Raw genomic sequence first — 18962 nt, 5'->3', positions numbered from 1 at the left:
CACCTCTGACGCAGTAGCGCGGGGGTCGCAGGAGGCACCGTGCTCACCGCGTTCGCCCGGGCGTTCAAGACGCCCGACCTGCGCAAGAAGCTGCTCTTCACGCTCGGCATCATCGTGCTGTTCCGGCTCGGGTCCCACATCCCGGTACCCGGCGTGAGCTACAAGAACGTCCAGATCTGCGTCGAACAGGCCGGGAGCAGCAACAGCCTCTTCGGTCTCGTCAACATGTTCAGCGGCGGTGCGCTGCTCCAGATCACGATCTTCGCGCTCGGGATCATGCCGTACATCACGGCGAGCATCATCCTGCAGCTGCTGACCGTGGTCATCCCGAAGCTCGAGAACCTCAAGAAAGAGGGCCAGTCCGGTACTGCGAAGATCACGCAGTACACGCGCTACCTGACGGTCGCCCTCGCGATCCTCCAGGGCACGGGTCTCGTCGCCACCGCCCGCACCGGCGCCCTCTTCCAGGGCTGCCAGGTCGCGAGCCAGATCGTCCCGAACCGGTCGATCTTCACCACCGTCACGATGGTCATCACCATGACCGCCGGCACCTGCGTGGTCATGTGGCTCGGCGAGCTCGTCACCGACCGCGGCATCGGCAACGGCATGTCGATCCTGATGTTCATCTCGATCGCCGCCGGCTTCATGGGCGCCCTGTGGCAGATCAAGCTCCAGGGCAAGATCGCCGACGGCTGGGTCGAGTTCGGCGTGGTGATCCTGGTCGGCCTGGCGATGGTCGCGCTGGTGGTCTTCGTGGAGCAGGCCCAGCGCCGCATCCCGGTCCAGTACGCGAAGCGCATGATCGGGCGCCGTGCGTACGGCGGCACCTCGACCTACATCCCGCTCAAGGTGAACCAGGCGGGTGTGATTCCGGTCATCTTCGCGTCGTCGCTGCTGTACATCCCCGCGCTGATCGTCCAGTTCAGCGGATCCACCGCAGACTGGGCGATCTGGATCCAAAAGCACTTCGTCAAGGGCGACCACCCGTACTACATCGCCGCCTACTTCCTCTTGATCGTCTTCTTCGCGTTCTTCTACGTGGCGATTTCGTTCAACCCCGAGGAAGTTGCAGACAACATGAAGAAGTATGGTGGGTTCATCCCGGGTATCCGCGCCGGTCGACCCACCGCCGAGTACCTGAGCTACGTGCTCAACCGGATCACCTGGCCGGGGTCGCTGTACCTGGGTCTCATCGCTCTTGTGCCGACGATGGCGTTGGCCGGCTTCGGAGCGAACCAGAACTTCCCGTTCGGCGGGACGAGCATCCTCATCATCGTGGGTGTGGGTCTGGAAACCGTGAAGCAGATCGAGAGCCAGCTCCAGCAGCGTAACTACGAAGGGTTCCTCCGCTGATGCGTATCGTCCTCGTCGGACCGCCCGGTGCGGGCAAGGGAACGCAGGCCGCGTTCCTTGCGAAGAACCTGTCGATCCCGCACATCTCCACGGGCGACCTGTTCCGGGCCAACATCAGCCAGAACACCGAGCTCGGCCGGCGCGCCAAGGCGTTCATGGACGCCGGCGACCTCGTCCCCGACGAGATCACCATCGGCATGGCCAAGGACCGGATGGAGCAGGCGGACGCCGCGAACGGCTTCCTGCTCGACGGTTTCCCGCGCAACGTCTCGCAGGCCGAGGCGCTGGACAAGATGCTCCAGGCCGCGGGCATGACCCTCGACGCCGTCCTCGACCTGGAGGTCGAGGAGGACGAGGTCGTCAAGCGCATCGCCGGCCGCCGGATCTGCCGCAACGACTCCGCTCACGTCTTCCACGTCGCGTACGCCGCGCCGAAGACCGCGGGCGTCTGCGACCAGTGCGGCGGCGAGCTGTACCAGCGCGACGACGACTCCGAGGCCACGGTCCGCAACCGGCTCGAGGTCTACCACACGCAGACCGAGCCGATCATCGACTACTACAAGGCCCAGGGCCTGCTGGTGACCATTCCGGCCCTCGGCGAGGTCGCGGACGTCACGCAGCGCGCGATGGACGCCCTGAAGAAGTAGTACCCCCTGGGGTGCAGGTACGGCCGCGGTGTCCGGTGGACGCCGCGGCCGTACTGTTGAGTGAACCAGAACACGGCAGATCCGAAGGTGGAAGCTTCCCATGGTCCAGATCAAGACCCCCGAGCAGATCGCGAAGATGCGCGAGGCAGGGCTGGTCGTCGCCGCGATCCACGCGGCGACCCGTGAGGCGGCCGTTCCGGGCGCCACGACGCGGGATCTGGACATGGTCGCCCGCAAGGTGATCGCGGACGCGGGCGCCAAGTCGAACTTCCTCGGCTACGGCGGCTTCCCCGCGACCATCTGCACCTCGGTGAACGAGGTCGTCGTCCACGGCATCCCGGACGACAAGACGGTCCTCAAGGACGGCGACATCATCTCCATCGACGCCGGCGCCATCGTCGACGGCTGGCATGGCGACGCGGCCTACACGGCCTTCGTGGGCGACGGACACGCTCCGGAGCTGCTGGAGCTCTCCCGGGTGACCGAGGAGTCGATGTGGGCCGGCATCGCCGCGATGAAGAACGGCAACCGCCTCGTGGACATCTCCAAGGCCATCGAGGGCTACATCCGGCGCCAGCCGCGGCCCGCGTCCGGCAAGTACGGGATCATCGAGGACTACGGCGGCCACGGCATCGGCTCCGAGATGCACATGGACCCGCACCTGCTGAACTACGTCTCGCGCAAGCGCGGCAAGGGCGTCAAACTGGTACCGGGCCTGTGCCTGGCCATCGAGCCGATGGTCTCGCTCGGAACCGCCCGTACGGAGGTACTGGCGGACGACTGGACGGTCATCACCACGGACGGCACCTGGTCCTCGCACTGGGAGCACTCCGTGGCCCTGACGGAGGCCGGCCCGATCGTCCTGACCAGCCCGGACTGCGGCAAGGCGAAGCTGGCGGAGTACGGGGTCACCACGGCCCCGGACCCGCTCGGTTAATGATCTAGACTCAGGGGCAAACTTTCCGGATTCGTCTTTCTGGGTGCCCTGACGTAGACTGACTCGTCGGCTTACGTGCATTCCCATGCCCGTGGTCGATCAAGGTAGCCGATTCGAAAGGCGAAGCGTGGCCAAGAAGCAAGGTGCCATCGAAATCGAGGGCACCGTGATCGAGTCCCTCCCGAACGCAATGTTCAAGGTGGAACTGCAGAACGGTCACAAGGTCCTCGCGCACATCAGCGGCAAGATGCGCATGCACTACATCCGCATCCTCCCCGATGACCGGGTCGTGGTGGAGCTCTCTCCGTACGACCTGACGCGTGGCCGGATCGTCTACCGATACAAGTAGATCTTGCTCTCACTCCTGCCTGGGCTGACGTCCCGGTGCGGGTGGTGGCACTGACCCGGAGAACCTCAGACACCATGAAGGTCAAGCCGAGCGTCAAGAAGATCTGCGACAAGTGCAAGGTGATCCGCCGTCACGGCCGGGTCATGGTCATCTGCGACAACCTGCGCCACAAGCAGCGCCAGGGCTGACGCACGCCGACCGACCTGCACTTCGCAGTTCTTCGCGCGACGTAAGAAAACGTACATACGCAGAACCCGCCCAGCCCCACACGGGCCGGCGGTACCTCCGGCGGGGGCCGGGGACCCGGACGTACCACCACTCCTTCGGGTGGTCGGCGGTCGGGAGCGGTTCTGCGGAAGACCCCCGAACACACAGGAGCCATTGCATGGCACGCGTTTCCGGTGTTGACATCCCGCGCGAAAAGCGTGTGGAGATCGCACTCACCTACGTCTTCGGTATCGGGCGCACCCGGTCCAAGGAGATCCTCGCCTCCACCGGCGTGAACCCGAACACCCGCGTTCGTGACCTGGCCGAAGAGGACCTCGTCAAGATCCGCGAGTACGTGGACGCCAACCTCCGCACCGAGGGTGACCTCCGCCGCGAGATCCAGGGCGACATCCGTCGCAAGATCGAGATCCAGTGCTACCAGGGCATCCGCCACCGTCGCGGCCTCCCGGTGCACGGTCAGCGCACCAGCACCAACGCGCGTACCCGCAAGGGCCCGCGTCGCGCGATCGCCGGTAAGAAGAAGCCGGGCAAGAAGTAGTCCTGTTCAGCGGTCTTGCGCTGTAGGACCGACCACCTCCCGTAGGAGTAAGAGATGCCCCCCAAGGGTCGTCAGGGCGCTGCCAAGAAGGTGCGCCGCAAGGAAAAGAAGAACGTCGCTCACGGGCACGCCCACATCAAGAGCACGTTCAACAACACGATCGTCTCGATCACGGACCCGTCCGGCAACGTGATCTCCTGGGCCTCCGCCGGCCACGTCGGCTTCAAGGGCTCGCGCAAGTCCACCCCCTTCGCCGCGCAGATGGCCGCCGAGTCGGCCGCCCGCCGCGCGCAGGAGCACGGCATGCGCAAGGTTGACGTCTTCGTCAAGGGTCCGGGCTCCGGCCGCGAGACCGCGATCCGCTCCCTGCAGGCCACCGGCCTCGAGGTGGGCTCGATCCAGGACGTCACCCCCACCCCGCACAACGGCTGCCGTCCGCCGAAGCGCCGCCGCGTCTGACGCAGCGACGCCTGTGCGTCCTTGAGTGTCCGGGCGGTACGTCCCCTTCGGGGGCCGTGCCGCCCGTACCCTTGCAGTACCGCTGTACCCGTACAGCACATGTCGGACGTCAAATAGTGGGCGTCCACGACTGAAGGAAAAAGACATGCTTATCGCTCAGCGTCCTTCGCTGACCGAAGAGGTCGTCGACGAGTACCGCTCGCGGTTCGTGATCGAGCCGCTCGAGCCGGGCTTCGGCTACACCCTCGGCAACTCCCTGCGCCGTACCCTCCTGTCCTCGATCCCGGGTGCCGCTGTCACCAGCATCCGCATCGACGGCGTCCTGCACGAGTTCACCACCGTGCCGGGCGTCAAGGAGGACGTGACCGACCTCATCCTCAACATCAAGCAGCTGGTCGTCTCCTCGGAGCACGACGAGCCGGTCGTGATGTACCTGCGCAAGCAGGGCCCCGGCCTGGTCACCGCCGCCGACATCGCGCCCCCGGCCGGTGTCGAGGTGCACAACCCGGACCTGGTCCTCGCCACCCTCAACGGCAAGGGCAAGCTGGAGATGGAGCTGACCGTCGAGCGCGGTCGCGGCTACGTCTCCGCCGTCCAGAACAAGCAGGTGGGCCAGGAGATCGGCCGTATCCCGGTCGACTCCATCTACTCGCCGGTTCTGAAGGTCACCTACAAGGTCGAGGCGACCCGAGTCGAGCAGCGCACCGACTTCGACAAGCTGATCGTCGACGTCGAGACCAAGCAGGCCATGCGCCCGCGCGACGCCATGGCGTCCGCCGGCAAGACCCTGGTCGAGCTGTTCGGTCTGGCCCGCGAGCTCAACATCGACGCCGAGGGCATCGACATGGGCCCGTCCCCGACGGACGCCGCCCTGGCCGCCGACCTGGCGCTGCCGATCGAGGAGCTGGAGCTCACGGTCCGCTCCTACAACTGCCTCAAGCGCGAGGGCATCCACTCCGTGGGTGAGCTCGTCGCCCGCTCCGAGGCCGACCTGCTCGACATCCGCAACTTCGGTGCGAAGTCGATCGACGAGGTCAAGGCGAAGCTGGCCGGCATGGGCCTGGCCCTGAAGGACAGCCCGCCCGGGTTCGACCCGACCGCCGCCGCCGACGCGTTCGGCGCGGACGACGACGCCGACGCCGGCTTCGTCGAGACCGAGCAGTACTGATTTTCCCCGCCGCCGGCGGCCGGGGCCCCCGGGCCCCGCTCGCCGGCCGGGTTCGATTGGACTTCCGCAGGGCAACCGCCCCGCGGGAACTGACACCGGTACCTGACACGGCCGGTGCAGATACGAAGGAGTAACACCATGCCGCGTCCCGCAAAGGGTGCCCGTCTGGGCGGCAGCGCCGCGCACGAGAAGCACCTGCTCGCGAACCTCGCGAAGGCGCTCTTCGAGCACGGCCGCATCACGACGACCGAGGCCAAGGCCCGCCGCCTGCGCCCCGTCGCCGAGCGTCTGATCACCAAGGCGAAGAAGGGCGACATCCACAACCGTCGCCTGGTTCTCCAGACGATCACGGACAAGAGCATCGTCCACACGCTCTTCACCGAGATCGCCCCGCGCTTCGAGAACCGCCCCGGTGGTTACACGCGCATCACCAAGATCGGCAACCGTCGCGGCGACAACGCCCCGATGGCGGTCATCGAGCTCGTCGAGGCCCTGACCGTGGCCCAGCAGGCCACCGGTGAGGCCGAGGCCGCCACCAAGCGTGCGGCCAAGGACGCCGAGGCTGCCGCCGAGGCCCCCGCCGAGGTCGAGGAGACCAAGGAGGCCTGATCCTCCGGGATCGCGCCTGCCTGATCGGCTCTGAGCGGGCCCGCCCCTTTCCGGGGCGGGCCCGTTCTGCATGGGTGAGCACGTGGTGAAGAGATCGAGCCTGAGAGGATCGCTCACGTGAGTGACGAGGTGGAGCCCGGGCACGTCCGGGTGAGGCTGGACCTGTCGTACGACGGCACGGACTTCTCCGGCTGGGCGAAGCAGCGCACGCTGCGCACCGTCCAGGGCGAGCTGGAGTCGGCCCTGCAGACCGTGATGCGGCTGCCCTACCCGGTCGAGCTGACCGTGGCCGGGCGGACCGACGCCGGCGTGCACGCGCGCGGGCAGGTCGCCCAGTTCGACCTGACCGAGGAGGTGTGGGCCGAGCACGGCGACAAGCTGCTGCGGCGCCTCGCCGGGCGCCTGCCGCGCGACGTGCGGGTGTGGAAGGTGGCCGAGGCCCCCGCGGGCTTCAACGCCCGCTTCTCGGCCGTCTGGCGCCGCTACGCCTACCGCGTCGGCGACCACCAGGGCGGCGTCGACCCGCTGCTGCGCAACCACGTGCTGTGGCACCCCTGGCCGCTGGACGTGGCCGCCATGAACGAGGCCGCCGTCGAGCTCCTCGGCGAGCACGACTTCGCCGCGTACTGCCGCAAGCGCGAGGGCGCCACCACCATCCGCACCCTCCAGCAGCTGAGCTGGGAGCGGGGTGAGGACGGCATCGTCACCGCGACGGTCCGCGCCGACGCGTTCTGCCACAACATGGTCCGCTCGCTGGTGGGCGCCCTGCTGCACGTCGGCGACGGGCACCGCCCGACCGACTGGCCGGGCAAGGTGCTGCGCGCCGCCGTACGCGACTCCTCGGTCCACGTGGTCAAGCCGCACGGGCTCACCCTGGAGGAGGTCGGCTACCCGGCGGACGAGCTGCTGGCCGCCCGCAGCAAGGAGGCCCGCAACATGCGCACCCTCCCGGGCGCCGGCTGCTGCTAATCCGTTTGGGCGGACCGGCGGCCGCCCGGGACAATGCCCGGCATGGGACATCTCGAAGCCAGCCACCTGGAGTACTACCTTCCCGACGGGCGGGTCCTGCTCCCCGACGTCTCCTTCCGCGTGGGGGAGGGGGCGGTGGTGGCCCTCGTCGGGGCGAACGGCGCCGGCAAGACCACCCTGCTGAAGCTGATCTCCGGTGAGCTCCAGCCGCACGGCGGCGCCGTCACCCACAGCGGCGGCCTCGGGGTGATGTCCCAGTTCGTCGGCTCGGTGCGGGACGAGACGACCGTACGGGACCTGCTGGTCTCGGTGTCCCAGCCGCAGATCCGGGCTGCCGCCCGGGCCGTCGACCACGCCGAGCACCTGATCATGACGGTGGACGACGAGGCCGCCCAGATGGCCTACGCCCAGGCGCTCAGCGACTGGGCCGACGTCCAGGGCTACGAGGCGGAGACGCTCTGGGACGTCTGCACCACGGCCGCGCTGGGCGTCCCGTACGACTCCGCCCAGTTCCGCGAGGTGCGCACGCTCTCCGGCGGTGAACAGAAGCGGCTCGTCCTGGAGGCGCTGCTGCGCGGGCCGGACGAGGTGCTGCTGCTCGACGAGCCGGACAACTACCTCGACGTCCCGGGCAAGCGGTGGCTGGAGGAGCAGCTGCGGGCCACCCGCAAGACGGTCCTGTTCGTCTCCCACGACCGGGAGCTGCTGACCCAGGCCGCCCAGAAGATCATCAGCCTGGAGGCGAGTCCGATGGGCTCCGACGTCTGGGTGCACGGCGCGGGCTTCGGCACCTACCACGAGGCCCGCAAGGAGCGCTTCGCCCGGTTCGAGGAGCTCAAGCGGCGCTGGGACGAGGAGCACGCCCGGCTGAAGGCGCTGGTGCTGCGGCTGCGCAACCAGGCCGCGAGCAGCCCCGACATGGCCTCGCGCTACCGGGCGATGCAGACCCGCTTCCAGAAGTTCGAGGAGGCCGGCCCGCCGCCGGAGCCGCCGCGGGAGCAGGACATCAAGATGCGGCTCAAGGGCGGCCGTACGGGCGTGCGCGCGCTGACGGTGGAGAACCTGGAGCTGACCGGCCTGATGAAGCCGTTCTCCCTGGAGGTCTTCTACGGGGAGCGGGTCGCGGTGCTCGGCTCGAACGGCTCCGGCAAATCGCACTTCCTGCGGCTGCTGGCGGGTGAGGACGTCAAGCACACCGGCGGCTGGAAGCTGGGCGCACGGGTGGTTCCCGGCCATTTCGCGCAGACGCACGCCCATCCGGAGCTGTTCGGCCGCACGCTCGTCGACATCCTGTGGACGGAGGCGGCCAAGCCGCTGGGCCAGGCGATGGGGGCCCTGCGCCGCTACGAGCTGGAGCGGCAGGCGGAGCAGCCGTTCGAGAAGCTCTCGGGCGGCCAGCAGGCGCGGTTCCAGATCCTGCTGCTGGAGCTGGCCGGGACCACGGCGCTGCTGCTGGACGAGCCGACCGACAACCTCGACCTGGAGTCCGCGGAGGCCCTGCAGGACGGCCTGGAGTCGTACGAGGGCACGGTGCTGTGCGTGACCCACGACCGCTGGTTCGCCCGCACATTTGACCGTTACTTGGTCTTCGGTTCAGACGGTGTTGTGCGGGAGACTCAGGAGCCCGTTTGGGACGAACGTAGGGTCGAGCGGAAGCGCTAGGGGGAGCCAGCCCCCGGGCGGGTCGATCGGGAGGCGTTGTGCGGCTGCGGCCTGGCACCTGGCTCAGGGAACGGTACGACCCGGCGGCCCGGCGGCGGGCGGGGGCCTGGCTGCTGCGGCCGGCGCCCCGCTCCTGGGTGGTCCTCTGCCTCGCCGTGGTCCTGGGCGTGGCGGTCTCGACGAGCCTGCGCGAGAACTGGGGCTCGGACAACGCCTTCGTCGTCAAGGCCGCCGACACCCTGCTGGCCGGCGGCTCCCCGTACGAGGACAAGCGGTTCCTCTACCTGCCGAGCGCCGTGCTCCTGGCGGTGCCCGAGGCGCTGCTGCCGCGGGCGGTGTTGCGCTGGCTGCTCCCGGCCGGCATCTCGGCGCTGGTGGCGGCGGGCTGGTGGGCCTCGCTGCGGCTGTTCTCCGTGCCGGTGCGCTCCCGTTTCGCGGTCGGCGGCTTCACGCTGCTGGCGCTCGGCTACAAGCCGTACGTGAACCTCGTCCTGATCGGGAACTGGACGGCCGTCTCGGCGGCCGCCCTGCCCCTGGCCCTGCTGCTCGCGCACCGGCGGTCCTGGACGGCCGCGGGCCTGGTGGTGGGGCTGGCCATCGCCGCCAAGCCGATGCTCGTGCCGGTCGGGCTGCTGTTCGTGCTGGCCCGGCGGTGGCGGGGGCTGGCGGCGGCCGTGGCCGTCCCGGCGGGGCTGTCGCTGCTGGGGGCGCTGCTGATGCCGAGCCCGACGCTGTTCTTCACCAAGACCCTGCCGTTCCTGCTGGGCGGGCAGGACGCGTACGCGCTGCCCTGGGACGCCTCGCCGATCGCGGTGCTGCCCCGGCTGGGGGTGCCGGAGCCGGTCGCGGTGGCGGTGGCCTTCGCGGGGGCCGGCGCCGGGCTGTGGGGCGCCTGGCGGCGCTGGCGGCGGCCGGACTCCGCCGAGGTCGACGGGGGAGAGCTGCGGCTGGCGGAGACGGCCTGCATGGTGATGCTCGCCGCATTCCTGGTCTCCCGCCCCTCCTTCGACCACTACCTGCTGGTGGTGCTGCCGCTGCTACTGGCCTCGGGGGTGCGGCCGGGCTCGATGCCCCGCTCGCCCTGGTTCTGGCTGGCCCTGACGCCCCAGGTGGCGCTGGTGCCGTGGCCCTCGGAGCTGGCCCACAAGCGGCGCGCGTTCAAGGACATGGCAACCCTGTGCGGGCTCGCGGTTCTGGCGGCGCGTCGTGCGCTGCGCCGCGGTCGGGTTATTCTGGAGCCCGTAACAACTGCGGGGTCCCCACCCAGGACCGAACCGGAGTGCGCCGCGACGCCAGCTCAATCGGCATCGCGGACCGCGTTTTGACCCGTACGGGTCTGATTGGGTATCCTGCTGGTTTGTTATGCGTATTGGCTTTCTCATTCTCACGTGAAAGGGCCTTACGCCGGTCCACCGGACCGATGACCAGCGGCTTCACACGGGTGCGTCCCCGATGTGAACGAGGGCTGTCGTGATCGTCCGTGGTGACCCTGTCAGGACCTATCCCGCGGGGCTTGTGCCCTATGGGATGACCCACCACTGAAGAAGCGAAGGCATACGCGTGCGTACGTACAGCCCCAAGCCCGGCGACATCTCGCGCCAGTGGCTCGTCATCGACGCCCAGGACGTTGTCCTCGGCCGTCTGGCGACCCAGGCCGCTGCCCTCCTGAAGGGCAAGCACAAGCCGACCTACGCCCCCCACATGGACATGGGCGACTTCGTCGTCATCATCAACGCCGACAAGGTCCACCTGTCCGGCAACAAGGCGACCCAGAAGATGGCGTACCGCCACTCCGGCTTCCCGGGCGGTCTGCGCTCCGTGCGCTACGACGACCTGCTGGCGAACAACCCGGAGAAGGCCGTCGAGAAGGCCGTCAAGGGCATGCTCCCCAAGAACTCCCTGGGCCGTCAGATGCTCTCGAAGCTGAAGGTCTACTCGGGCGACCAGCACCCGCACGCTGCCCAGCAGCCGGTGCCGTTCGAGATCACCCAGGTCGCGCAGTAGTTCCGGCCACCCCCTAAACACAGAGAATTCTGAGGAGCATCGTGGCCGAGACCACCGCTGAGACCCCCGTCGACGAGTTCGAGGGCGTCGAGGAGTACACCACCGAGTCGGACGTCGTCGTCGAGGGCGACTACACCTCCGAGTCCCTTGCCGGTCGCTTCGGTGACCCCCAGCCGGCCGCCGGCCTGGGTCGTCGCAAGAACGCCATCGCCCGCGTCCGGATCGTTCCGGGCACCGGCAAGTGGAAGATCAACGGTCGCACCCTCGAGGACTACTTCCCGAACAAGGTGCACCAGCAGGAAGTCAACGAGCCGTTCAAGCTGCTCGAGCTCGACGGCCGCTACGACGTCATCGCCCGCATCTCGGGTGGCGGCGTCTCCGGCCAGGCCGGCGCCCTGCGCCTGGGCGTGGCCCGTGCGCTGAACGAGGCGGACGTCGACAACAACCGCCCGGCGCTGAAGAAGGCCGGCTTCCTTTCCCGCGACGACCGTGCGGTCGAGCGCAAGAAGGCCGGTCTGAAGAAGGCCCGTAAGGCTCCGCAGTACAGCAAGCGCTAATCTGCGCCTGCTGTTCAGCAACGACCGCCCCGGCAGCATTCGTGCTGCCGGGGCGGTTCGTTTACCGCCACGAGCGGCACATACCTGTCACGGCAGGTCTAGAGCGAAGCGCGATCTTGGGAGGTCAACAGTGGGACAACTCTTCGGGACGGACGGTGTACGCGGCGTCGCCAATGCGGATCTGACGGCTGAGCTCGCGCTCGGCCTCTCCGTGGCAGCCGCCCACGTGCTGGCCGAAGCGGGCACCTTCGCGGGTCACCGGCCCACCGCGGTCGTCGGCCGCGACCCCCGCGCCTCCGGCGAGTTCCTGGAGGCCGCCGTCGTCGCAGGTCTCGCGAGCGCGGGCGTGGACGTCCTGCGCGTCGGTGTGCTGCCCACCCCGGCGGTGGCGTATCTCACCGGTGCGCTGGGTGCCGACCTCGGCGTGATGCTCTCCGCCAGCCACAACGCGATGCCCGACAACGGGATCAAGTTCTTCGCCCGCGGCGGCCACAAGCTCGCCGACGAGCTGGAGAACCGCATCGAGGCCGTCTACGAGGAGCACCGCACCGGCGCGCCCTGGGACCGGCCCACCGGCGCCGGCGTCGGCCGGGTCTCCGACTACGACCAGGGCTTCGACAAGTACGTCGCCCACCTCATCGGCGTCCTGCCCAACCGCCTCGACGGGCTGAAGATCGTCCTGGACGAGGCGCACGGCGCGGCCGCCCGCGTCTCGCCCGAGGCCTTCGCCCGGGCCGGTGCCGAGGTCGTCACCATCGGTGCCGAGCCCGACGGCCTCAACATCAACGACGGCTGCGGCTCCACCCACCTGGACCTGCTCAGGCAGGCTGTGGTCGAGCACGGTGCCGACTTCGGCATCGCCCACGACGGTGACGCCGACCGCTGCCTGGCCGTGGACGGCTCCGGCGCGGAGGTCGACGGCGACCAGATCCTCGCCGTGCTGGCCCTGGCCATGCGCGAGGCAGGCTCCCTGCGCGGCAACACCGTCGTCGGCACCGTGATGTCCAACCTGGGCTTCAAGCTGGCCATGGAGTCCGAGGGCATCCAGGTCGTGCAGACCGGCGTCGGCGACCGGTACGTGCTGGAGGCCATGAAGGAGCACGGCTACGCGCTGGGCGGCGAGCAGTCCGGGCACGTGATCATCCTGGACCACGCGACGACCGGCGACGGCACGCTCACCGGCCTGATGCTGGCCGCGCGCGTGGCCGCCACGGGCCGCTCGCTCGGCGAGCTGGCGGGCGTCATGAAGCGGCTCCCGCAGGTCCTGATCAACGTGCCCGACGTGGACAAGTCCAAGGTGGCGACCTCCGGCGAGCTGGCCGCGGCCGTCGCCGACGCCGAGCGCGAGCTCGGCGCCACCGGCCGGGTGCTGCTGCGTCCGTCCGGCACCGAGCCGCTCGTACGGGTGATGGTCGAGGCCGCCGACATCGAGCAGGCCCGCGCGGTGGCCGGCCGCCTCGCCGACGCCGTGAAGTCGGCCCTCGGCTAGCGCGTACCGGCACTCAGCAGCAGCGTGGCGCACCCGCCGCGGCCGGTCATTCGGCCGCGGCGGGTGCGCCACAGCGGTTTTGCGGGCCTGCTCAGAGCTTGCGCAGGCTCAGCTTCTGGACCTTGTGGTCGGGGCCCTTGCGTACGACGAGGGTGGCCCGGCCGCGGGTGGGCGCCACGTTCTCCAGCAGGTTCGGCTTGTTGATCGTGCGCCACATGGTCTGCGCGTACTCCAGCGCCTCCTCCTCGGAGACCTGGGTGTACTTGCGGAAGTAGGAGAAAGGATTCTGGAACGCGGTCTCGCGCAGCTTGCGGAACCGGTTGAGGTACCAGCGCTCGATGTCCTCGGGGCGCGCGTCCACGTACACGCTGAAGTCGAAGTAGTCGGCGAGGCCGACCCGGGTCCGCCCGTCCTTGCCCGGCAGGGCCGGCTGGAGCACGTTGAGGCCCTCGACGATCAGGATGTCCGGGCGGCGCACGACGAGCTGCTCGCCGGGGACGATGTCGTAGATCAGGTGGGAGTACACCGGGGCCGTGACCTCGTCCTTGCCGGCCTTGATGTCGGCGACGAAGCGGGTGAGCGCGCGGCGGTCGTAGGACTCGGGGAAGCCCTTGCGGGAGGTCAGCCCGCGCCGGCGCAGCTCCTCCATCGGGTACAGGAACCCGTCGGTGGTGACGCGCTCCACGCGCGGGTGCTCGGGCCAGCGGGCCAGCAGGGCCTGCAGCAGGCGGGCCACGGTGGACTTGCCGACGGCGACGGAGCCGGCCACGCCTATGACGAAGGGGGTGCCCTGCTGGTTGCCGTGGCCGTTGCCGCCCGCGTCGCCCAGGAAGGTGTTGAGGGTGCCGCGGAGGTTGCTGGTGGCGCCGACGTACAGGTTGAGCAGGCGGGAGAGCGGCAGGTAGACGTCGCGGACCTCGTCGAGGTCGATGACGTCGCCGAGGCCCCGCAGCTGCTCGACCTCCTCTGCGGTCAGTGGCAGCGGGGTCCGCTCGCGCAGGGCGCTCCACTCGGCGCGGGTGAGGTCCACGTACGGCGAGGGCTCGGCGCGGCGCTGGGGGCGCTCGGGCCGGTCGGGGCGCTCCGTTGCGCTGTCCGATGTGCTTCGTGGCGGCGAAGTGATCACACCGCCATTGTCGTGGCTCCGAGCCCCTTGTGGGTGGTGGGGTCGGTCACGTGGGGGAGGGGCGGGGGCCGGATTCCGGCGGTATTCGGTCTCGCTGGGGTCACGATCCGGCGTACGGGCGTGCGCGGGCCGGTGGCGGCGGGTCCGGGCCCGTAGATTGCGATCACCACGGCTCGGCGGACCCCATGGGGAGTGGGCGCTGCACGGGCCGTTGCGATCGACGTCAAGCACAACCGTCCGACTGGGGGAGATCCACCGTGCGCAGCACCTTCGTACGCCGTACCGTCCTCGCCGCCTCCGCGGCGTCCCTGGCCCTGCTGGCCACCGCGTGCAGCTCCGGCTCGTCCGACAGCAAGGACGACACCAAGGCCGGCGCCTCCGCGCCCGCCGCGGCCTCGCCCTCGGCCGCCGCGGCGGCGAAGGGCAAGACCGACGCCGAGCTCGCCGGGCTGATCGTGGCCCAGGCCGACCTGCCGGACCACGTCGTCAAGGCCGCGACCCCGGCCGAGGCCGCCGCCGGCGCCGCGAGCACCAGCGACAAGCCCGACTGCCTGCCGCTGGTCAAGGCGCAGTCCATGGCGCCGGTCGGCAAGTCCACCGGCGCCGCCCGCACCAAGGCCGTCGCCAAGCCGAAGGCCCCGGACGCGGGTGCCAGCCCCGAGGACAAGGCGAAGGCGGCCATGGACGCCCTCGGCTCCACGGCCACCGCCGTCACCATCGCCTCGTACGAGGGCAAGGGCGCGGAGGAGGCCTTCGCCGCCCTGAAGACGGCGGGTACGGCCTGCGCCGGCGGCTACGGCGTGACGAGCGACGGCGAGACGGCCAAGGTCTCCAAGGTCGCTGCCGCCGCCCCCGTCACCGCGGGCGACGAGGCCCTGGCGTACACGGTGGAGGCCGAGCAGGACGGCGCCAAGATCTCGACGCAGCTCGTCGCCGTGCGCAAGGGCAACACCCTGGCCACCTTCTCCGCGCTGAGCCTGTCCGGTACGGCCGAGCAGCCGAAGGCCGTCGTCGACGCGCAGGTCAAGAAGCTCGGCTGAGCGATGCACTTGTCTACCCCGCTCCGGCGCATTCGCCGGGGCGGGGTTTTCGTTTATGTTCATGTACGGGACGGGGGCGGGCCCGCGGCGTACGCTGCGCGTTATGTGCGGAATTGTGGGTTACGTGGGAGCGCAGTCGGCGCTCGATGTGGTCATCGCCGGACTCAAGCGGCTGGAGTACCGCGGCTACGATTCGGCGGGCGTCGCCGTGCTCGCCGACGGCGGGCTCTCGGCCGCCAAGAAGGCCGGGAAGCTGGTCAACCTGGAGAAGCAGCTCGTCGCCCATCCGCTGCCGGTCGGCTCCACCGGCCTCGGGCACACCCGCTGGGCCACCCACGGCGGCCCCACCGACCTCAACGCCCACCCCCACCTGGACAACGCGGGCCGGGTCGCCGTCGTCCACAACGGCATCATCGAGAACTTCGCCGCGCTGCGCGCCGAACTGGCCGAGCGCGGACACCGGCTGGAGTCCGAGACCGACACCGAGGTCGTCGCGCACCTGCTCGCCGAGCAGTTCGCCGCCCACGGGGACCTCGCGGAGGCCATGCGGCGGGTGTGCCGCCGGCTGGAGGGGGCGTTCACGCTGGTCGCGGTGCACGCCGACGTACCGGACGTGGTGGTCGGCGCCCGCCGCAACTCCCCGCTCGTCGTGGGCATCGGCGAGGGCGAGAACTTCCTCGCCTCGGACGTGGCCGCCTTCATCGCCCACACCCGGTCCGCGATCGAGCTGGGCCAGGACCAGGTCGTGGAGCTGCGCCGCGACGAGGTATCGGTGACCAACTTCGACGGCACGCTCGCGACGGTGCGCGCGTACCGCGTGGACTGGGACGCCTCGGCGGCCGAGAAGGGCGGCTACGACTACTTCATGCTCAAGGAGATCGCCGAGCAGCCGAAGGCCGTCGCCGACACCCTCCTCGGCCGGATCGACGCGAGCGGCTCGCTGACCCTGGACGAGGTGCGCATCCCCGCCTCGGTGCTCAGGGAGATCGACAAGGTCGTGATCGTGGCCTGCGGCACGGCGTACCACGCGGGCATGATCGCGAAGCTGGCCATCGAGCACTGGACCCGCATCCCCTGCGAGACGGAGCTCGCGAGCGAGTTCCGCTACCGCGACCCGATCCTCGACCAGCGGACGCTGGTGGTGGCGATCTCGCAGTCCGGCGAGACCATGGACACCCTGATGGCGCTGCGGCACGCGCGCGAGCAGGGGGCCCGGGTGCTGGCCATCTGCAACACCAACGGCTCGACCATCCCGCGGGAATCGGATGCGGTGCTGTACACGCACGCCGGTCCCGAGGTGGCCGTCGCCTCCACCAAGGCGTTCCTGACGCAGCTGGTGGCCTGCTACCTGGTCGCGCTCTACCTCGGCCAGGTCCGCGGCACGAAGTGGGGCGACGAGATCCAGGCGGTGGTGCGCGAGCTGTCCGACATCGCCGCCGCCGTGGACACCGTGCTGGAGACGATGGAGCCCGTACGCGAGCTGGCCCGGTCCCTCGCCGGCAAGGACACGGTGCTCTTCCTCGGGCGGCACGTCGGCTACCCGGTGGCGCTGGAGGGCGCGCTCAAGCTCAAGGAGCTCGCGTACATGCACGCCGAGGGCTTCGCGGCGGGCGAGCTCAAGCACGGGCCGATCGCGCTGATCGAGAAGGACCTGCCGGTGGTGGTCGTGGTCCCCTCGCCGCGCGGGCGCTCGGTGCTCCACGACAAGATCGTGTCGAACATCCAGGAGATCCGGGCGCGCGGGGCGCGGACCATCGTGATCGCGGAGGAGGGCGACCAGGCGGTCGTCCCGTACGCCGACCACCTGATCCGGATCCCGGCGACGCCGACGCTGCTCCAGCCGCTGGTGGCGACGGTGCCGCTGCAGGTGTTCGCGTGCGAACTGGCCACGGCGCGCGGGAACGAGGTGGACCAGCCGCGTAATCTCGCGAAGTCCGTGACCGTCGAATGAATTGATGGATTGGGTTCTTCGTTGTGATTATCGGCGTGGGTATCGACGTTGCCGAGATCGACCGCTTCGGCGCCGCGCTGGAGCGCACGCCGAACATGGCTCAGCGGCTGTTCGTGGACGCGGAGTTGACGCTGCCGAGCGGCGAGCGGCGCGGAATCGCCTCGCTCGCCGCCCGGTTCGCTGCCAAGGAGGCACTCGCCAAGGCGCTCGGTGCGCCCGGCAACATGCTGTGGACCGACGCCGAGGTGTACGTGGAGCACACCGGGCAGCCGCGGGTGCGGGTGACCGGGACGGTGCAGGCGCGGGCCGACGAACTGGGCGTGAAGTCCTTCCACATCTCCCTCAGCCACGACGCGGGCGTCGCCTCCGCCGTGGTCATCGCGGAGGCGTAGCCGCCATGCGCACCGCGTACGGGGTGGAGGACGTACGGGCCGCCGAGCGGGAGCTGATGGCCCGGCTGCCCGAGGGCGCCCTGATGCAGCGGGCGGCGGCCGGGCTGGCCGCCGCCTGCGCCGGGCTGCTGAAGACGGCGCGCGGGGCGGTGTACGGGGCGCGGATCGTGCTCCTCGTCGGGCCGGGCGACAACGGCGGCGACGCGCTGTACGCCGGCGCCCGGCTGGCCCGGCGCGGCGCCGGGGTGACGGCCGTCCCGATGGACCCGCAGCGGGTGCACGCGGGCGGGCTCGCCGCGCTGCGGGGCGCGGGCGGGCGGCTGGCCGAGGCGGTGCCCGACCGGGCCGACCTGGTGCTGGACGGGCTGGTCGGCATCGGCGGCCGCGGCGGGCTGCGGCCGGCCGCGGCGGAGCTCGCCGAGCGGATCCCGGCGGGGGCGGTGGTGGTCGCGGTGGACCTGCCGAGCGGGGTGGACGCCGACACCGGGGAGGTCGCCGGGGCGGCGGTACGGGCCGACGTGACGGTGACCTTCGGGGCGTACAAGCCGGGGCTCCTGATCGAGCCGGGCGCGTCGCTGGCGGGGGAGGTCCGGCTGGTGGACATCGGGCTCGACCTGGCCGCCTCCGCCCCGCACGCGGCGGCGGAGGTCCTGGAGGCCCGGGACGTCGCGGGGCTGCTCCCCCGACCCACGGCGACGAGCGACAAGTACCGCCGCGGCGTGGTCGGCGTCATCGCCGGGTCGGTGCAGTACCCGGGCGCGGCGGTGCTCGCCGTGGCCGGGGCGCTGCGGGGAGGCGCGGGCGCGGTGCGGTACGTGGGGCCGGCGGCCGAGGCCGTCCTGGCCCGCTACCCCGAGACCCTGATCGGGCGCGGGCGCGTCCAGGCCTGGGTGGTCGGGCCGGGGCTCGGCGACGGCCGCGCGGCGGAGGTCGCCGAGGCGCTGGCCGATCCGGTCCCGGTGCTCGTGGACGCCGACGGGCTGCGGGCCCTGGATCCGGCGGCCCTGCGCGCCCGTACGGCCCCGACGCTGCTGACCCCGCATGCGGGGGAGGCGGCGGCGCTGCTCGGGGTGGCACGGGAGACGGTGGAATCGGGTCGCCTGGCGGCGGTGCGGGAGCTGGCGGGCCGCTACGGCGCGACGACGCTCCTGAAGGGGGCCACGACCCTGGTCTGCGGCGGGGCCGCCACCCCTGTCCGGGTCAACCCGACCGGCAGCCACTGGCTGGCCACCGCGGGCAGCGGTGACGTCCTGTCGGGCCTAGCCGGCTCCCTGCTGGCCGCGGGGCTCGCGGTGCGCGACGCGGCCTCGGTGGCGGCCTACGTCCACGGCCTGGCGGCCCGCACCGCCGCCCGCGGGGCCCCTCTGCTGGCCCAGGACCTGGCCGAAGCCCTCCCCGAGGCCTGGCGCCTCTGACCGCTGCGCGGAGCCATTTCCCCACCCCGCCCCTTCCCGAACTGGGGCTCCGCCCCAGACCCCGCGCCT

20 protein-coding genes are annotated in these 18962 nt (G+C 70.5%); 19 read left to right on the top strand and 1 reads right to left on the bottom strand.

Going from position 1 to position 18962, the window contains the following annotated elements; all coding sequences use genetic code 11:
- The first annotated feature begins 39 nt into the window (after window positions 1-39).
- From secY to glmM, 15 genes are all read left to right on the top strand, one after another.
- Complete coding sequence (gene secY, locus AB0F11_RS14510) at window positions 40-1353, top strand: preprotein translocase subunit SecY (RefSeq protein ID WP_362172433.1); 1314 nt, start codon at window positions 40-42, stop codon at window positions 1351-1353.
- Entirely contained in the window at window positions 1353-2000 is a 648-nt protein-coding gene (locus AB0F11_RS14505; RefSeq protein ID WP_362172430.1) for an adenylate kinase, read from the top strand. Before secY ends, AB0F11_RS14505 begins: the two co-directional genes overlap by 1 nt.
- 100 nt (window positions 2001-2100) lie before the next feature.
- Window positions 2101-2937, top strand: coding sequence for a type I methionyl aminopeptidase (gene map / locus AB0F11_RS14500; protein WP_362172427.1), 837 nt, complete (start codon window positions 2101-2103; stop codon window positions 2935-2937).
- A gap of 127 nt (window positions 2938-3064) precedes the next feature.
- On the top strand, window positions 3065-3286 hold the full coding sequence (gene infA / locus AB0F11_RS14495) for a translation initiation factor IF-1 (protein WP_003956442.1): 222 nt from the start codon (window positions 3065-3067) through the stop codon (window positions 3284-3286).
- A 74-nt stretch (window positions 3287-3360) separates the two neighbouring features.
- Window positions 3361-3474: a 50S ribosomal protein L36 gene (gene rpmJ / locus AB0F11_RS14490; RefSeq protein ID WP_003956441.1), complete on the top strand. Its 114-nt coding sequence runs from the start codon at window positions 3361-3363 to the stop codon at window positions 3472-3474.
- Window positions 3475-3671: 197 nt separating this feature from the next.
- Window positions 3672-4052: a 30S ribosomal protein S13 gene (gene rpsM, locus AB0F11_RS14485; protein WP_007265919.1), complete on the top strand. Its 381-nt coding sequence runs from the start codon at window positions 3672-3674 to the stop codon at window positions 4050-4052.
- A 54-nt stretch (window positions 4053-4106) separates the two neighbouring features.
- On the top strand, window positions 4107-4511 hold the full coding sequence (gene rpsK, locus AB0F11_RS14480) for a 30S ribosomal protein S11 (protein ID WP_003956432.1): 405 nt from the start codon (window positions 4107-4109) through the stop codon (window positions 4509-4511).
- A gap of 145 nt (window positions 4512-4656) precedes the next feature.
- Window positions 4657-5679, top strand: coding sequence for a DNA-directed RNA polymerase subunit alpha (locus tag AB0F11_RS14475; protein ID WP_003956430.1), 1023 nt, complete (start codon window positions 4657-4659; stop codon window positions 5677-5679).
- Window positions 5680-5817: 138 nt separating this feature from the next.
- Window positions 5818-6288 carry a 50S ribosomal protein L17 gene (gene rplQ, locus AB0F11_RS14470; protein ID WP_361913676.1) on the top strand — a complete coding sequence of 157 codons (471 nt, stop codon included), beginning with the start codon at window positions 5818-5820 and terminating at the stop codon, window positions 6286-6288.
- A 117-nt stretch (window positions 6289-6405) separates the two neighbouring features.
- Complete coding sequence (gene truA, locus AB0F11_RS14465) at window positions 6406-7257, top strand: tRNA pseudouridine(38-40) synthase TruA (RefSeq protein ID WP_362172423.1); 852 nt, start codon at window positions 6406-6408, stop codon at window positions 7255-7257.
- Window positions 7258-7290: 33 nt separating this feature from the next.
- Window positions 7291-8919, top strand: coding sequence for an ATP-binding cassette domain-containing protein (locus AB0F11_RS14460; RefSeq protein WP_362172420.1), 1629 nt, complete (start codon window positions 7291-7293; stop codon window positions 8917-8919).
- A gap of 38 nt (window positions 8920-8957) precedes the next feature.
- Entirely contained in the window at window positions 8958-10244 is a 1287-nt protein-coding gene (locus AB0F11_RS14455; protein WP_362172417.1) for a glycosyltransferase family 87 protein, read from the top strand.
- Window positions 10245-10479: 235 nt separating this feature from the next.
- Entirely contained in the window at window positions 10480-10923 is a 444-nt protein-coding gene (gene rplM, locus AB0F11_RS14450; protein ID WP_361913687.1) for a 50S ribosomal protein L13, read from the top strand.
- Window positions 10924-10964: 41 nt separating this feature from the next.
- Complete coding sequence (gene rpsI, locus AB0F11_RS14445) at window positions 10965-11480, top strand: 30S ribosomal protein S9 (RefSeq protein WP_045945298.1); 516 nt, start codon at window positions 10965-10967, stop codon at window positions 11478-11480.
- 130 nt (window positions 11481-11610) lie between these two features.
- Window positions 11611-12969 carry a phosphoglucosamine mutase gene (glmM, locus tag AB0F11_RS14440; protein ID WP_362172414.1) on the top strand — a complete coding sequence of 453 codons (1359 nt, stop codon included), beginning with the start codon at window positions 11611-11613 and terminating at the stop codon, window positions 12967-12969.
- A 91-nt stretch (window positions 12970-13060) separates the two neighbouring features.
- Here the strand turns inward: glmM and coaA are convergent, their stop codons facing one another.
- The gene (coaA, locus tag AB0F11_RS14435) at window positions 13061-13999 is read right to left on the bottom strand and encodes a type I pantothenate kinase (RefSeq protein WP_361913696.1); all 939 of its coding nucleotides are present in this window, start codon (window positions 13997-13999) and stop codon (window positions 13061-13063) included.
- Between the two features lie 353 nt (window positions 14000-14352).
- Between coaA and AB0F11_RS14430 the strand changes: the two genes are divergently transcribed.
- From AB0F11_RS14430 to AB0F11_RS14415, 4 genes are all read left to right on the top strand, one after another.
- Window positions 14353-15135, top strand: a complete 783-nt coding sequence (locus AB0F11_RS14430; protein WP_362172411.1) for a hypothetical protein — start codon at window positions 14353-14355, stop codon at window positions 15133-15135.
- A gap of 103 nt (window positions 15136-15238) precedes the next feature.
- Window positions 15239-17086 (top strand): glutamine--fructose-6-phosphate transaminase (isomerizing), encoded by a 1848-nt coding sequence (gene glmS / locus AB0F11_RS14425; RefSeq protein WP_362172408.1) that lies wholly within the window; start codon window positions 15239-15241, stop codon window positions 17084-17086.
- A 23-nt stretch (window positions 17087-17109) separates the two neighbouring features.
- On the top strand, window positions 17110-17478 hold the full coding sequence (locus AB0F11_RS14420; protein ID WP_362172405.1) for a holo-ACP synthase: 369 nt from the start codon (window positions 17110-17112) through the stop codon (window positions 17476-17478).
- 5 nt (window positions 17479-17483) lie between these two features.
- On the top strand, window positions 17484-18893 hold the full coding sequence (locus AB0F11_RS14415) for an NAD(P)H-hydrate dehydratase (protein ID WP_362172402.1): 1410 nt from the start codon (window positions 17484-17486) through the stop codon (window positions 18891-18893).
- Window positions 18894-18962 lie beyond the last annotated feature (69 nt).

It is taken from the genome of Streptomyces sp. NPDC032472 (assembly GCF_040636955.1).
Lineage (GTDB): Bacteria > Actinomycetota > Actinomycetes > Streptomycetales > Streptomycetaceae > Streptomyces.
This window is presented reverse-complemented; position numbering and strand designations above follow the sequence as displayed.

Excerpts from the sequence above, each read along its gene's own strand:
- glmS (WP_362172408.1), top strand. The coding sequence starts at position 15,239 with ATGTGCGGAATTGTGGGTTACGTGGGAGCGCAGTCGGCGCTCGATGTG.
- rpsM (WP_007265919.1), top strand. The coding sequence starts at position 3,672 with ATGGCACGCGTTTCCGGTGTTGACATCCCGCGCGAAAAGCGTGTGGAG.
- rplQ (WP_361913676.1), top strand. The coding sequence starts at position 5,818 with ATGCCGCGTCCCGCAAAGGGTGCCCGTCTGGGCGGCAGCGCCGCGCAC.
- AB0F11_RS14415 (WP_362172402.1), top strand. The coding sequence starts at position 17,484 with ATGCGCACCGCGTACGGGGTGGAGGACGTACGGGCCGCCGAGCGGGAG.
- rpsK (WP_003956432.1), top strand. The coding sequence starts at position 4,107 with ATGCCCCCCAAGGGTCGTCAGGGCGCTGCCAAGAAGGTGCGCCGCAAG.
- rpmJ (WP_003956441.1), top strand. The coding sequence starts at position 3,361 with ATGAAGGTCAAGCCGAGCGTCAAGAAGATCTGCGACAAGTGCAAGGTG.
- AB0F11_RS14475 (WP_003956430.1), top strand. The coding sequence starts at position 4,657 with ATGCTTATCGCTCAGCGTCCTTCGCTGACCGAAGAGGTCGTCGACGAG.
- AB0F11_RS14460 (WP_362172420.1), top strand. The coding sequence starts at position 7,291 with ATGCCCGGCATGGGACATCTCGAAGCCAGCCACCTGGAGTACTACCTT.
- map (WP_362172427.1), top strand. The coding sequence starts at position 2,101 with ATGGTCCAGATCAAGACCCCCGAGCAGATCGCGAAGATGCGCGAGGCA.
- AB0F11_RS14505 (WP_362172430.1), top strand. The coding sequence starts at position 1,353 with ATGCGTATCGTCCTCGTCGGACCGCCCGGTGCGGGCAAGGGAACGCAG.